Origin of the sequence: Streptomyces sp. NBC_01016, from assembly GCF_026341035.1 — a bacterium.
Lineage (GTDB): Bacteria > Actinomycetota > Actinomycetes > Streptomycetales > Streptomycetaceae > Streptomyces.
Map to the genome: position 1 here is coordinate 1788357 of NZ_JAPEOQ010000002.1, position 13618 is coordinate 1801974.

General features: G+C 70.6%; 11 protein-coding genes and 1 riboswitch. Of the genes, 6 read left to right on the forward strand and 5 right to left on the reverse strand.

The features are described 5' to 3' along the window. The first annotated feature begins 173 nt into the window (after window positions 1-173). Together OG746_RS34855 and OG746_RS34860 are read left to right on the forward strand one after the other, a co-directional pair. The gene (locus tag OG746_RS34855) at window positions 174-833 is read left to right on the forward strand and encodes a MerR family transcriptional regulator (RefSeq protein WP_323179727.1); all 660 of its coding nucleotides are present in this window, start codon (window positions 174-176) and stop codon (window positions 831-833) included. Window positions 834-879: 46 nt separating this feature from the next. Continuing rightward, the gene (locus OG746_RS34860) at window positions 880-2301 is read left to right on the forward strand and encodes a DNA polymerase IV (RefSeq protein ID WP_266722040.1); all 1422 of its coding nucleotides are present in this window, start codon (window positions 880-882) and stop codon (window positions 2299-2301) included. Here the strand turns inward: OG746_RS34860 and OG746_RS34865 are convergent. Then, complete coding sequence (locus tag OG746_RS34865; RefSeq protein WP_266722042.1) at window positions 2244-2618, reverse strand: PRC-barrel domain-containing protein; 375 nt, start codon at window positions 2616-2618, stop codon at window positions 2244-2246. The two genes, OG746_RS34860 and OG746_RS34865, sit on opposite strands and share 58 nt — an antisense overlap. Before the next feature lie 123 nt (window positions 2619-2741). Next, window positions 2742-2837, forward strand: a riboswitch (glycine riboswitch). Window positions 2838-3023: 186 nt separating this feature from the next. Here OG746_RS34865 and gcvP point away from each other — a divergent pair. Beyond that, window positions 3024-5909 (forward strand): aminomethyl-transferring glycine dehydrogenase, encoded by a 2886-nt coding sequence (gene gcvP, locus OG746_RS34870; RefSeq protein WP_266722045.1) that lies wholly within the window; start codon window positions 3024-3026, stop codon window positions 5907-5909. Between the two features lie 51 nt (window positions 5910-5960). On the opposite strand, the gene OG746_RS34875 is transcribed toward gcvP, so the two are convergent. Next, window positions 5961-6161, reverse strand: coding sequence for a DUF5999 family protein (locus OG746_RS34875; RefSeq protein WP_323179728.1), 201 nt, complete (start codon window positions 6159-6161; stop codon window positions 5961-5963). A gap of 350 nt (window positions 6162-6511) precedes the next feature. Continuing rightward, the gene (locus tag OG746_RS34880) at window positions 6512-7102 is read right to left on the reverse strand and encodes a hypothetical protein (RefSeq protein ID WP_266722049.1); all 591 of its coding nucleotides are present in this window, start codon (window positions 7100-7102) and stop codon (window positions 6512-6514) included. A 535-nt stretch (window positions 7103-7637) separates the two neighbouring features. Here OG746_RS34880 and OG746_RS34885 point away from each other — a divergent pair. After that, window positions 7638-9158 (forward strand): glutamate-cysteine ligase family protein, encoded by a 1521-nt coding sequence (locus tag OG746_RS34885; RefSeq protein WP_266722051.1) that lies wholly within the window; start codon window positions 7638-7640, stop codon window positions 9156-9158. Between the two features lie 14 nt (window positions 9159-9172). On the opposite strand, the gene OG746_RS34890 is transcribed toward OG746_RS34885, so the two are convergent. Next, a complete protein-coding gene (locus OG746_RS34890; RefSeq protein WP_266722053.1) occupies window positions 9173-10936 on the reverse strand; it encodes a substrate-binding and VWA domain-containing protein in 1764 nt (587 codons plus the stop codon). A 190-nt stretch (window positions 10937-11126) separates the two neighbouring features. Between OG746_RS34890 and OG746_RS34895 the strand changes: the two genes are divergently transcribed. Next, complete coding sequence (locus OG746_RS34895; protein WP_266722055.1) at window positions 11127-11927, forward strand: CPBP family intramembrane glutamic endopeptidase; 801 nt, start codon at window positions 11127-11129, stop codon at window positions 11925-11927. A 6-nt stretch (window positions 11928-11933) separates the two neighbouring features. Here OG746_RS34895 and OG746_RS34900 read toward each other — a convergent pair whose 3' ends face one another. Beyond that, entirely contained in the window at window positions 11934-12743 is an 810-nt protein-coding gene (locus OG746_RS34900) for a PhzF family protein (protein WP_266722057.1), read from the reverse strand. A 221-nt stretch (window positions 12744-12964) separates the two neighbouring features. On the opposite strand from OG746_RS34900, the gene OG746_RS34905 reads away from it, so the two are divergent. Then, entirely contained in the window at window positions 12965-13576 is a 612-nt protein-coding gene (locus OG746_RS34905; RefSeq protein WP_266722059.1) for a PadR family transcriptional regulator, read from the forward strand. Window positions 13577-13618 lie beyond the last annotated feature (42 nt).

Genomic DNA, 13618 nt, shown 5'->3' on the forward strand with positions numbered 1-13618 from the left:
GCTCGGCCGTCGAGCGGCGGCGCCCTCGGGACATTCGGCTAGCCTTTCCCGGCGGTGGGTCACGGGAAACCACTCTTAGGGTGATTATCACTCGGCGTGCCTAGTGTGGCGTTCGTTGACGCACCCCCTGTGACTGCCTACCGTCGACAAGGCAGGTCAATGAGGAGGTCGGCGTGAGAAGCAGCGGCGACGGTACGGCGACGGACGGTCCGTACCTTCCCCCGAGCTCTCGAATGAGCTCGAGCAGGGGGCACCCCCTCCACGGCAGCGCGGCCGATCACACTCCGCAGCGCCCGCAGGCCGTGCCTGTGGTGGCGGGGAACAGCGGCGAGGCCGCTACAGAGCAGCTGGGATACCGGGGGCCGACGGCATGTGCGGCGGCCGGCATCACCTACCGGCAGCTCGACTACTGGGCCAGGACCGGCCTTGTCGAACCCAGTGTGCGCTCCGCGTACGGATCGGGGACACAGCGGCTCTACAGCTTCCGGGACGTCGTCGTCCTCAAGGTCGTCAAGCGGTTCCTGGACACGGGTGTCTCGTTGCAGAACATCCGGACGGCCGTGCAGCACCTGCGCGCGAGCGGCTTCCGGGATCTGGAGCGGATGACGCTGATGAGCGACGGCGCGACCGTGTACGAGTGCACGTCGCCCGACGAGGTGCACGATCTGCTCCAGGGCGGCCAGGGGGTCTTCGGGATCGCCGTGGGCGTGGTCTGGCGGGACGTGGAGGCCGCGCTGTCGCAGCTGCACGGTGAGCGTGTGGAAACCGGCGAGACGATCGTTCCGCCGAACCCCACGGACGAGCTCGCGAGGCGGCGGGGCAGGGCCGTGTGAGGTCCGTACCGCCGCGTTGTCAGTGGCGTAGGGCAGCATCAGTGATGTGAGAACCGCGCCCACGATCCTGCATCTCGACATGGATGCCTTCTACGCCTCTGCGGAGCAGGCGGCGAAGCCGAGCCTGCGCGGGAAAGCGGTCGTCGTGGGCGGGCTGGGTCCGCGCGGTGTCGTGGCCACGGCGTCGTACGAGGCGCGGAAGTTCGGGGTGCACTCGGCGATGCCGATGGGGCAGGCGCGCAGGCTCGCCCCGCACGCCGCGTATCTGGTGCCGCGCTTCCGGCTCTACCGGGAGATCAGCGAGCAGGTGATGGGGCTCCTGGGTGCCCTGTCGCCGCTCGTGGAGCCGCTCAGCCTGGACGAGGCGTTCGTCGATCTGGAGGCCGGTGAGGCGGCCTGGGACGCCGCTTCGGCGGAAGCCGTGGGGCAGCGGCTGCGGGCCGACATCCGACGCGTGACCGGGCTGAACGGGTCCGTGGGGCTCGCCGCGTCCAAGATGCTCGCGAAGATCGGCTCTGAGGAGGCGAAGCCGGACGGGCTCGTGCTGATACGCCCCGGGACCGAGCGCGCGCTGCTCGGGCCGCAGTCCGTGCGCATTCTGCCCGGCGTCGGGCCCGCGACGGCGGATCATCTGCGGCGGGCCGGGATCCTGACCGTGGAGGAGATCGCGGGGGCCGGCGAGGACGAGCTGGTGCGCCTCCTTGGGAAGGCGCACGGCAGCCACCTGTACGAGATGGCGCTGGCCCGCGACGAGCGGCCCGTCGTCGCCGAGCGGGACTCCAAGTCCGTATCGGTCGAGGACACGTACGACGTGGACATCCATGACCGGGTGCGGGTCCGGATGGAAGTGCGCAGGCTCGCCGGCCGGTGCGTGGAGCGGCTGAGAGCGGCCGAGCGCTCGGGGCGGACCGTGGTGCTCAAGGTGCGGCGCTACGACTTCTCGACGCTGACGCGTTCAGATACGCTGCGGGGGCCGACGGACGATCCCGGGGTGGTGCGGGAGGCCGCGGCGCGGCTGCTGGAGAGCGTGGACACGACCGGTGGCGTGCGGTTGCTGGGGGTCGGTGTCAGCGGGCTCGCCGACTTCACGCAGGAGGACCTGTTCGCGCAGTTCGCCGCCGCGGAGGAAGCAGCCGCTGAGGAGGCCGCCGCCGAGGAGCCGGAGGGGGAGGCGGTCGCGGCCGAGACCGTGGAGGCCGCCGAGCCCGTCGAGCGGCGATGGCTGGCCGGGCACGATGTGCGGCATGCCGAGTTCGGGCCCGGGTGGGTGCAGGGGAGCGGGCTCGGGCGGGTGACCGTGCGGTTCGAGACGCCGTATGCGGCGGTGCCGGGGCGGGTGCGGACGTTCCGGGTCGATGATCCCGAGCTGGAGTCGGCGGATCCGCTGCCGCTGGTGGAGGGCGCCGAAGTTCAGGTCGGGTCGTCCTCCGCGCCCGCGACCTTGCCGAATGTGACGTCGGGCGACTGAGGAGCCGTGATGTCCAGACCGTAGTGGTGGTAGAGCTGGAGCTCCTGCTCGGGGGAGAGATGGCGGCCCACGCCGAAGTCGGGGGCGTCCTTGATCAGGGAGCGCTCGAAGGGCACGTGCAGCGTGCCGTCCGTGAAGTCGCTGGGTTCGAGCGGGACGAAGGCATCGCGGCTGAACAGGCCGGTTCGTATCGCGGCCCACTCCGGCACGCCCGTGGCGTCGTCCAGGTACACCTCGTCGATGGTGCCGATCTTGGCTCCGTTGCGGTCGAACGCCTTGCGGCCGATCAGATTGCGCGGATCGACATCGGTCTGCACGGGCCCTCCAACTGATCGCGATGATCGCAACTCGTCTGTAACCACTACGAAAGAGCACATTGCGGAAGGCGGCCACTCGGGGGCTCCGGCCAAGTTGCCGCTGGTAGGCTGGCGACTGGCTGCTGACCCCGTGCGGGAGAGTCTTCCGACAGTAGTCGGGGGCGCCGAAGGAGCAAATCCTCCCCGGAATCTCTCAGGCCCCTGTACCGCACGGACGAGGTCACTCTGGAAAGCAGGGCGGGGTGCACGGTTTCCGCTCTCACCGACGGTGCAAGCCGGTGTGTTCCGTGTTCTCGCGGGGTGGGCCGGTGAAGCTCTCAGGTTGAGATGACAGAGGGGGAGGCCGGACGGGTACCCGCGCCGTGGTGCCCCTCGTAGGTCGCAATGACCAGGAGGCCTCCGCCAATGACCGCCAACCGCATTCCGCTCTCCCAGCTGGAGCGAGGAATCCCCTTCGAGCAGCGCCACATCGGCCCCGATGACGCCGCTCAGGCCAAGATGCTCGCGCAGGTCGGCTACGGCTCGCTGGACGAGCTGACCGCAGCCGCGGTGCCCGATGTGATCAAGAGCGCCGAGGCGCTCGACCTTCCGGCCGCCCGCAGCGAGGCCGAGGTGCTCGCCGAGCTCAAGTCGCTCGCCGAGCGCAACCAGGTGCTCGGCTCGATGATCGGCCTCGGCTACTACGGGACGTTCACGCCGCCCGTCATCCTGCGCAATGTGATGGAGAACCCGTCCTGGTACACGGCGTACACGCCCTACCAGCCGGAGATCTCGCAGGGCCGCCTCGAGGCGCTGCTCAACTTCCAGACCATGGTCGCCGAGCTGACCGGCCTGCCCACCTCGGGCGCCTCGCTGCTCGACGAGGGCACCGCGGCCGCCGAGGCGATGGCCCTGTCGCGCCGCGTCGGCAAGGTCAAGAACGGCGTCTACGTCGTCGACGCCGACGCCCTTCCGCAGACCATCGCCGTCATCGAGACGCGCGCCGAGCCGACCGGCGTCGAGATCGTCGTCGCCGACCTGAGCGAGGGCATCCCCGCCGAGGTCGCCGAGCGCGGTGTCGTCGGTGTGCTCGTGCAGTACCCCGGTGCCTCCGGTGTCGTGCGGGACATCAAGCCCGTGATCGACCAGGCGCACGAGCTGGGCGCCATCGTCACCGTTGCCGCTGATCTTCTTGCTCTTACATTGCTGACCTCGCCCGGTGAACTCGGCGCGGACATCGCCGTCGGTACGACGCAGCGCTTCGGTGTCCCGATGGGCTTCGGCGGTCCGCACGCCGGATTCATGGCCGTGCGCGAGAAGTTCGCGCGCTCGCTGCCCGGCCGCCTCGTGGGTGTCTCCGTCGACGCCGACGGCAACAAGGCGTACCGACTCGCCCTGCAGACCCGCGAGCAGCACATCCGCCGCGAGAAGGCGACCAGCAACATCTGTACCGCGCAAGTGCTGCTCGCCGTCATGGCCGGCATGTACGCCGTGTACCACGGGCCCGAGGGCCTGAAGTCCATCGCCCGGCGCACCCACCGCTACGCCACCGTGCTCGCCGCGGGGCTCAGGGCGGGCGGCGTCGAGGTCGTGCACGGCGCGTACTTCGACACCCTCACCGTGCGGGTGCCGGGCCGGGCCGCCGAGGTCGTCTCCGCCGCGCGCGAGGGCGGCGTCAACCTGCGCCTCGTGGACGCCGATCACGTCTCGCTCTCCTGCGACGAGACCACCACGCGGGCCCAACTGGGCGCCGTGTGGAGCGCGTTCGGTGTCGAGGGGGACATCGAGGCCCTGGACGCCGAAGCGGCGGACACGCTGCCGGGCGGGCTGCTGCGCGAGGACGACTACCTGACGCACCCCGTCTTCCACCAGCACCGCTCCGAGACGGCGATGCTGCGTTACCTGAGGGCGCTCGCCGACCGCGACTACGCGCTGGACCGCGGCATGATCCCGCTGGGCTCCTGCACGATGAAGCTCAACGCGACGACGGAGATGGAGCCGGTCACCTGGCCCGAGTTCGGTCAGTTGCACCCCTTCGCCCCCGCCGAGCAGGCGCAGGGCTACCTGACGCTCATCCGTGAGCTGGAGGAGCGGCTCGCCGAGGTCACCGGCTACGACAAGGTGTCGCTGCAGCCGAACGCCGGCTCGCAGGGCGAGCTCGCCGGTCTGCTCGCCGTCCGCGGCTACCACCGGGCCAACGGCGACGAGCAGCGCACCGTCTGCCTCATCCCGTCCTCCGCGCACGGTACGAACGCCGCGAGCGCCGTGATGGCCGGCATGAAGGTCGTCGTCGTGAAGACCGCCGACGACGGCGAGGTCGACATCGAGGACCTGCGCGCCAAGATCGAGAGTTACGCGGACCAGCTGTCCGTCCTCATGATCACGTACCCGTCGACGCATGGTGTCTTCGAGGAGCACGTCGCCGACATCTGCGCCGCCGTGCACGACGCGGGCGGTCAGGTCTACGTCGACGGCGCGAACCTCAACGCGCTGGTGGGCCTCGCCAAGCCGGGCCGCTTCGGCGGCGACGTCTCGCACCTGAACCTGCACAAGACGTTCTGCATCCCGCACGGCGGCGGCGGTCCCGGCGTCGGCCCTGTGGGTGTGCGCGAGCACCTCGCGCCGTACCTGCCGAACCACCCGCTGCAGCCGGCCGCGGGCCCCGAGACGGGCGTCGGCCCGATCTCCGCGGCGCCGTGGGGCTCCGCCGGGATCCTGCCGATCTCCTGGGCGTACGTGCGGCTCATGGGCGGCGAGGGGCTGAAGCGGGCCACGCAGGTGGCCGTGCTCTCCGCCAACTACATCGCCAAGCGGCTCGAGCCGCACTTCCCGGTGCTCTACAACGGCCCGGGCGGGCTCGTCGCGCACGAGTGCATCATCGACCTGCGGCCGCTCAGCAAGGCGACGGGCGTGAGCATCGACGATGTCGCCAAGCGGCTCATCGACTACGGGTTCCACGCGCCGACCATGTCGTTCCCGGTCGCCGGGACGTTCATGATCGAGCCCACCGAGAGCGAGGACATCGAGGAGCTCGACCGGTTCTGCGACGCGATGATCGCGATTCGCGGCGAGATCGAGCGGGTCGCCTCCGGCGAGTGGCCGGCCGACGACAACCCCCTGCGGAACGCTCCGCACACGGCCGGGATGCTCGGCGGTGACTGGGAGCACACGTACAGCCGGGAAGAAGGTGTCTTCCCGGCCGGGGTGGTCGCCTCTGACAAGTACTGGCCGCCGGTGCGGCGTATCGACCAGGCGTTCGGCGACCGGAACCTGGTGTGTTCCTGCCCGCCGCTCGACGCCTACGAGGGCTGATCCGCTCGGGACTGCGCGGCCGTCGGTCGCGCAGTCCTGCTCAGCTGATCCCTACGCCGCCGTCACGACCCTGCCCAGTGGGCGGTGCGGGGCGATGATCCTGCCACTCGGCAGCAGCTCGCCGGTGTCCTCGAAGAGCAGGACCCCGTTGCAGAGGAGGCTCCACCCCTGCTCGGGGTGGTGAGCCACAGGGAGCGCTGCTTCCCTGTCCTCGGATTCCGCTGTCGGGCAGAGTGGCTGGTGCTGGCACATGGATGGGATCTTTCGCTGCGAAGTGATCTCGATGACGTGGGCTGTGCTGGTGGTGCCTGTCGTGCTGCGGCTTGAAGGCTTGTTCATGGCCGCCCCCCGTTTTCGTGAGTTCTGGAACCCAGTGTTGCCCTGTGGGCGTCAATCCGCAGGGATTTCCTTGCAGCGGTCCTTATGGGTGTCAGACGCATCACCCGTGCGGACGGTTCAGTTCAACTCGACTCTCCCTTCGGGTGGTTAGGAGTGGTCGGTACGGGCTAGTCCGCTCGGGCAGGGCTGTGCCCCGCGACCGGACGGCGGACGGTGCGGGGCACAGGAGTGTGTGACAGGGGCCGTCGGCGGGCCCCCATCGGTCAGGCGAGCAGGCCGGCGGTTGCCGGGGTCGGCGTCAGGCGGTGCGTGAGGACCGGCAGGAGCTCCGCCACCCGGTGCGGCTGGTGCGGGGCGATGCCGGGCGGAGCGGGTGCCAGCGGGACGAGGATGTCGTCGGCCGCGGGTTGGCCGCTCGCCGGGTCGGCGGTGCGCTCGCCGTGCAGCCACAGCGTGAGCATGTAGAGCTCGGGCACCGAGAGCAGCCGCGGCTGGTAGGCCTGGGGCAGCGACTCCGCCTGGCGAAGGGCCCGTTCGGTGGACCTGATGTAGGGGCCCTCGAAGAAGTGCGAGAAGGCCCAGCCGTCCGGTGTGAGCATGGTGTCGGCCGCTGCCACCGCGCGCTCCCCGCAGCGGATCAGGAAGCGCCAGCCGGTCAGGCGGGCCCTGGATGGCCCGGTGGTTCCGTTGATGTGGTCCAACACATGGAGGGGCAGCGGGAGTTCGGGTGTGGCGGGTCCCTGTGCGGCGCGCAGGGACGGGGTGCGTGCCTCGCGGACGGCGGTGGGGGAACCGAGGGCCGTGAGAACGCTGCGCAGGGCGGGCGCGGGAGCCGGTGGGACGTGCAGCGGCATGGTGGGTCGCCTCTCATTCGACAGGCATGTGATGCGAGGGCGGTGCGGACGAGCGGACGGCGCTGTCTGCTGCGGATGCACAGGGGTACACGGGGCAGAGGGGGCGGGGGTCCGGTCCGAATCCGGGCCGCGGGCGCCAACTCTCTGTCTCGCCAGCGGAGTTTATACGATGCGTGTTCACACGGTGTTTCGCCTAGCACGCCGCCCGGATTTCGCAAGGTGCTATTCGGGCGCGGTTCCCATGGGGTTTTGTGGGTATCCTCCCCATTTCCGGTGGGGCCGCCGTGCGTGACCTCGGCGTCCTTCGGCCGAGCGGTCGGCGTGTTCTTGTCGGCGTTTTTCACCAGGGCCGCAAGTCACGGAATCTGTGGACGGCCGCATGCCTAAGGAATGTGCCCGCGGGTAACCGCCTTGAGCGTACTGCTCCGTGGATGAGCGCGGGGCGTTACGGATCACATTGCCGGGGCATCATCCACCGTGACACGCGGCCGTGACGGAGCATCAACGGGTCGCCCGTGCGAGGAGGGACGCTTCCATGGGGGAGAAGGTCGATGCGGGGACGGTCGGTCTGGCCGATCCGCGGCGCTATCGGGAGAAGCTCAAGGAGTGCCTGGAGGGGTTCGGGCGACTGCTGGGAGAGAAGCGCTTCGATCGTCCGAAGAATCTCATGGGGCTGGAGATCGAGCTGAATCTCGCGGGGCCCGACGGGCTGCCGAGAATGATGAATGCGGAAGTTCTGGAGCGCATCGCGAGCCGCGATTTCCAGACCGAACTCGCGATGTTCAATCTCGAAGTGAACATTGCCCCGCACCGGCTCGGCGGCCGCGTTCTCGACCAGCTCGCCGAGGAACTGCGCACGGGGCTCGGATATGCGCACCGGAAGGCGAACGAGGTCGACGCGGGCATCGTGATGATCGGCATTCTGCCGACGCTGAGCGCGGACGACCTGGTCTCGGCGAACCTGTCGGACGTCGCCCGCTACACCCTGCTCAACGACCGCATCGTGGCCGCGCGGGGCGAGGACTTCGCGCTCGACATCGCCGGTGTCGAGCGGCTGACCTGCACGTCCTCCTCGATAGCGCCCGAAGCCGCGTGCACGTCCGTGCAGTTGCACCTCCAGGTGACGCCGGGGCGCTTCGCCGATGTGTGGAACGCGGCGCAGGCGGTGGCCGCCGTACAGACAGCCCTCGGCGCCAACTCGCCCTTCCTGTTCGGCCGCGAGCTGTGGCGCGAGTCCCGGCCGCCGCTGTTCCAGCAGTCCACCGACACCCGGCCGCCGGAGCTCGCGGCGCAGGGCGTGCGGCCGCGCACCTGGTTCGGGGAGCGCTGGATAGATTCCGCGTACGACCTTTTCGAGGAGAACCTGAAGTACTTCCCGCCGCTGCTGCCGATCCTCGACGACGAGCAGCCGCTCGACGTGATCGCCAAGGGCGACATCCCGCGCCTCGCCGAACTCGTCCTGCACAACGGCACGGTGTACCGCTGGAACCGCCCCGTGTACGGCATCGCGGACGGCGTGCCGCACCTGCGCGTCGAGAACCGGGTGCTGCCCGCGGGCCCCACCGTCACGGACGTCATCGCCAACACCGCGTTCTACTACGGCCTCGTCCGCGCCCTGGCCGAGGAGTCCCGGCCGGTGTGGTCGCGGCTCCCCTTCGCCGCGGCCGCCCGCAACTTCGACACCGCCTGCCGGTACGGCATCGACGCGCGCCTGGAGTGGCCGCGCAGGGGCCGGTTCGGCGGCACGGAGCGGGTGCCGGCCGTGAACCTCGTACGGGACGAGCTGCTGCCGCTCGCTGCGGCCGGGCTCGACGCGTGGGGCGTGGCGCCGGCCGACCGGGATCTGTACCTGGGGGTGATCGAGGAGCGGTGCCGGCTGCGGATGAACGGCGCGGCGTGGCAGTCGGCGACGTATCACCGGGCCCTGGAGAGCGGTCTGGCGCGGGACGCGGCGCTCGCGGCGACCACGCGCCGGTACTGCGAGCTGATGCACCGGGGCGAGCCGGTGCACAGCTGGCCCGTCGGGCTGCCGGAGCCGGCGGTTCCGCTGGGCTGAAGGGCCCGGCCGGCTCAGTTGCCTGTGGCGCCCGCTTCGATGATCGCCTTCAGGATGACTTTCTGGATGTCCGCCGGGTCGCTGACCTGGTGTCCCGATCCGCCCGTCGCCTCGGCGATCTGCTCGACCTCCCGCTTGTCGGTGTCGGGCCCCACGGCGATGGCGATCAGCGGGACGGGGTGGTCGCGGTCGGTGAGGTTCCCGAGCTTCTTGATGAGGCTCTCGCGGGAGATCGACCCCGGGTCCTCATTCACGCCGTCCGTGACCACCACGACGGCGTTGAACCTGCCGCTCTTGTACGAGGACGTGGCCTCCTTGTAGGCCGCGAGCGTCGTGTCGTACAGGCCCGTCGCCCCGCCGGGCACCGGCTGCAGCGAGGTGAACGCGGCCGACAGGCGGTCGCGCCGGGTGCCGGAGCCGACGCGGTCGCCGAGGCGCTCGGTCGGCACGAGCTTCTTGTAGTCGCGGTCGCCGTCGAGGAACGTGGCGAACTCCCACAGGCCGATCTCGTCCTCCGGCGTGAACGTGGAGAGGGCCGCCAGCATCGACGCCTTCGTCACCTCCATGCGGGACTCGCCGCGGCTGGGCACGATGTTCCCCATCGAGGCCGACGCGTCCACGACCGTCGTGATCCGGGCGCTCTGCACCGTGATCGTCCACATGCCGAGGGTCTCCTCGAGCTGCTCCTCGGTGGGCGCCTTCGCCGCCACGCGCGCGTACGGCTGCGGGGAGCGGCCACCGGCCCGTGAGACGACCGTCGCGGGGGAGCGGTCGCTGTCCGTGCGGAAGCCGTGCCGCTCCAGGATCGAGCGGCCCTCGGGCGCGCCGAGCAGCGTCATGAAGCGGACGGCCGCCCGGCTCTCGTCGGTGCTCAGCCTGTCCTCGCCGACCAGCGAGAACGGGTAGTCGAGGGCGGGCGAGCCGTCCTTCGGATAGAAGAGATCGACCGAACCCGCGTCACCCGCCTCCTTGTTGTGCGCGTACGCGGCCTGCTCGGACAGGATCAGCGCCTCGTTGCGCCGCGGGTTGCCCTGCTCGGTGCCGGAGTCGTCGCGCGGCACCGTGTCCATGAGCTGCGCGTCGCTGTCGGACGTGCGCTGCGAGAGGCTCTTGGCCATGGCGGCGGCCTGTGTGCCGTCCCCCTTCGCGGACGCGGACGCCAGCTTCGTGAGCGCCAGCAGTCCGCTGGCGCTGCGGGCGGGGTCGGCGGCGCCCAGGCGCAGCTTGTCGTCCTGCATGGCGGTGCCCGTCAACTGGGCCCAGGTGTACGTCTTTCGCGGCCAGCCGAAGGACTTCGCGGCCGTGGGAACCATGCCCACGCCGACCGGTGAAGAGGCGACGTTGCCGGCCGGCGTGACCTTTGTGTCCCCCGTGCCCGTGGTGACGCGCTGCACCCAGACGTCCGAGTCCGGCACCCAGACCTGGTAGTCCGCGGCGCCCTTCCCCGCGCGCAGGGTGTCGGCGACCTTGTACGCCTCGCGCGCGGTGACGGCGATGTCGAGGCAGTTGCCGTCGGAGGTGAGTTTCTCGCGGCGGGCGTGCTCCGCCGCTTCCCGCAGCGCCGGGGCCATGTCGGGGGAGGCGACGACATCGAGATGGACCTCGTCCTCGCATCCGCTGCCGAGGCCGAGCAGCTCGGGGCGGAACACCGTGGCCGTGCCTGCTGCGGCCACGACGACGAGGGCGGTCGCGATGGCCACGGTGCGCCCGCGCGAGCGGGGACGGGGTGCGGCGGCGGCCGCCCCGTACTCGTCGGGCATGCTGCTGTGACGTCCCATGGCGGTGGAGCCCCTCCCTGAGCCACAAAGGCAGTTGCGGTATAAGCGGTGGAGCAGTGGAGGGGAGCGGTGCGCCGAATTGCGTCGCCCCGGCCCCCTCGGCCTGTCGCACGCGATCTTCGTACCTGCATTCGAGACCCTAGCGGGGCGCTGTGACGGATGCGGCGGGATTCATCAACTGGAGGCAGGTGTGCAGGTGGAGGCGGAACCGACGCCCGGTTCTTCTCCCGAAGGGCGGCTCTCACGGCGCTTCTTGCGGGATGAAACGCTGCTCGTTCTGGGGCTTTCGCTCGGTGCGAGCGGTGTGTCCGCGCTCATCAGCTTCGTCGGCTCTGTCACGAAACCCGGCGGCCTCAAGGACCAGGCGGCGACCCTGAACGCCTCGGCGGCGCCCGGCCGACCGTGGCTCGACCTGGCCTGGCAGCTGTTCGGCATCGCGAGCGCCCTCGTGCCGGTCGCGCTCGTCGCGCACTTCCTGCTCAGGGAGGGCGAGGGAATGCGCACGATCGGCTTCGACCGGAAGCGCCCGTGGTTCGACGCGGGCCGGGGTGCCGCGGTCGCCGCCGTCATCGGCAGCACGGGGATCGCCTTCTACCTCGCCGCACGCGGCCTCGGCTTCAACCTCACGGTGGTGCCGGAGGCGCTGCCCGACGTGTGGTGGAAGTACCCCGTGCTGATCCTCTCGGCGGTGCAGAACGCCGTACTGGAGGAGGTCATCGTCGTCGGGTATCTGCTGCGCAGGCTCGGGCAGTTGGGGTGGACGCCGGGGACGGCCCTCGTCGCGTCGTCCGTGCTGCGCGGCTCGTACCACCTGTACCAGGGCATCGGCGGGTTCTTCGGGAACCTCGCGATGGGCGTCGTCTTCGCCTTCCTGTACCGGCGGTGGGGGCGGGTCGGGCCACTGGTGGTGGCCCATTCCCTGTTGGACATCGGTGCGTTCGTCGGATACGCGGTGCTGGCGGGCAAGGTGGGCTGGCTGCCCACCGCGTAGCCCGGGTCATGCGTGCAGTTCGCCCTCGATGGTCGTGACCGCGCGGCCGGTCAGGAGTGTGCGCTCGCCGCGCAGAGCGACGCGTACGAGACCGCTGCGGGCGGAGGCCTGCAGTCCGGTCAGCTCCTCACGGCCCAGCCGTGCCGCCCAGAACGGGGTGAGCGCCGTGTGCGCGCTCCCGGTCACCGGGTCCTCGTCGATGCCGGCGCCCGGGAAGAAGCAGCGCGACACGAAGTCGTAGCCCCGGGAGGGGTCCTCGGCGCGGGCGGTGGCGATGACGCCGCGCCGGGAGAGGCCCACGAGCGCCTTGTGGTCGGGGGTGAGCGCCCGCACGGTCTTCTCGTCGGCGAGCTCCACGACCAGGTCGCCGACGGACGGGCCCGTGTCGTGCACGGAGAGCGGCTCGGCGCCGAGGGCCTCGGCGAGCCCCGCGGGGGCGGGCTCCTCGGTGAGCGGCGCCGTCGGGAAGTCGAGCGTGAGCGAACCGTCCTCGCCGGGCGTCGCCACGAGCACGCCGCTGCGGGTCGCGAACCGCACGGGGCCGCGCGTCACCCCGGTGGAGTGCAGTACGTGGGCGGTGGCCAGGGTCGTGTGCCCGCACATGTCGACCTCGGTGGTGGGCGTGAACCAGCGCAGCGCCCAGTCGGCGTCGCCGCCCTCCGGCAGCGGGTGTGCGAAGGCGGTCTCGGCATGGTTGACCTCAAGGGCGACGTTCTGCAGCCAGGTGTCGTCGGGGAAGGCGTCCAGGAGCAGGACGCCGGCGGGGTTGCCGCCGAAGGGCCGGTCGGTGAAGGCATCGACGATACGAATACGCATGTCAGAGACGGTAGTTGCCCCCACTGACAACGGCCCAAGGCCAATCCGGGGCGGCTGGCCTGTTTTCCGGGAGCCGTCGGGCTTGCCATCGGGCTTGCCGTCCGGGGCTTGCCATCCGGGGCTTGCCATCCGAACAGTCCCGATATATCGTTGAGGCATCGCGATCGGTTGACGATCGCGGTCAACGAAATCCGCGATCAGTTGTGAAAGGACTGATTCCCATGCGTAACCACGGACACGAACACGGACATGGCCACCCCGGCAGGGGTGGATTCGAGCGCGGCGGCTTCGAGGGTCGGCGTGCGGCGTTCGGGCCTTTCGGGCCCGGCTTCGGCGGCCCCGGCGGTCCCGGCCCCTGGGGGCGCGGCGGCCGCGGTGGCGGGCCTCGCGGACGGGCGCGGCGCGGTGACGTGCGCGCCTCGATCCTGGCCCTGCTGAAGGACCGCCCGATGCACGGCTACGAGATGATCCAGGAGATCGCCGAGCGCAGCGGCGGCGCGTGGAAGCCGAGCCCCGGCTCGGTCTACCCGACGCTGCAGCTGCTCGAGGACGAGGGTCTGATCGCCAGCGCGAGCGAGGGCGGCAAGAAGCTCTTCTCGCTCACCGACGACGGCCGTACCGCCGCCGAAGAGGGGCCCGAAGCTCCTTGGGAGGAGGCCGGTCGCGGCGTCGACTGGGAGGCCATGAACGAGATCCGGCAGGCCGGTTTCGGCCTGATGGAGGCGTTCGGCCAGGTCTGGAAGACCGGCAGCAAGGAGCAGCGCGAGAAGGCGCTCTCCGTCATCACCGACGCGCGCAAGAAGCTGTACCTGATCCTCGCCGACGAGGACTGAGTCCCGTGCGGGCCCGGACAGGCCACAGAGCGCGGAAGAGGC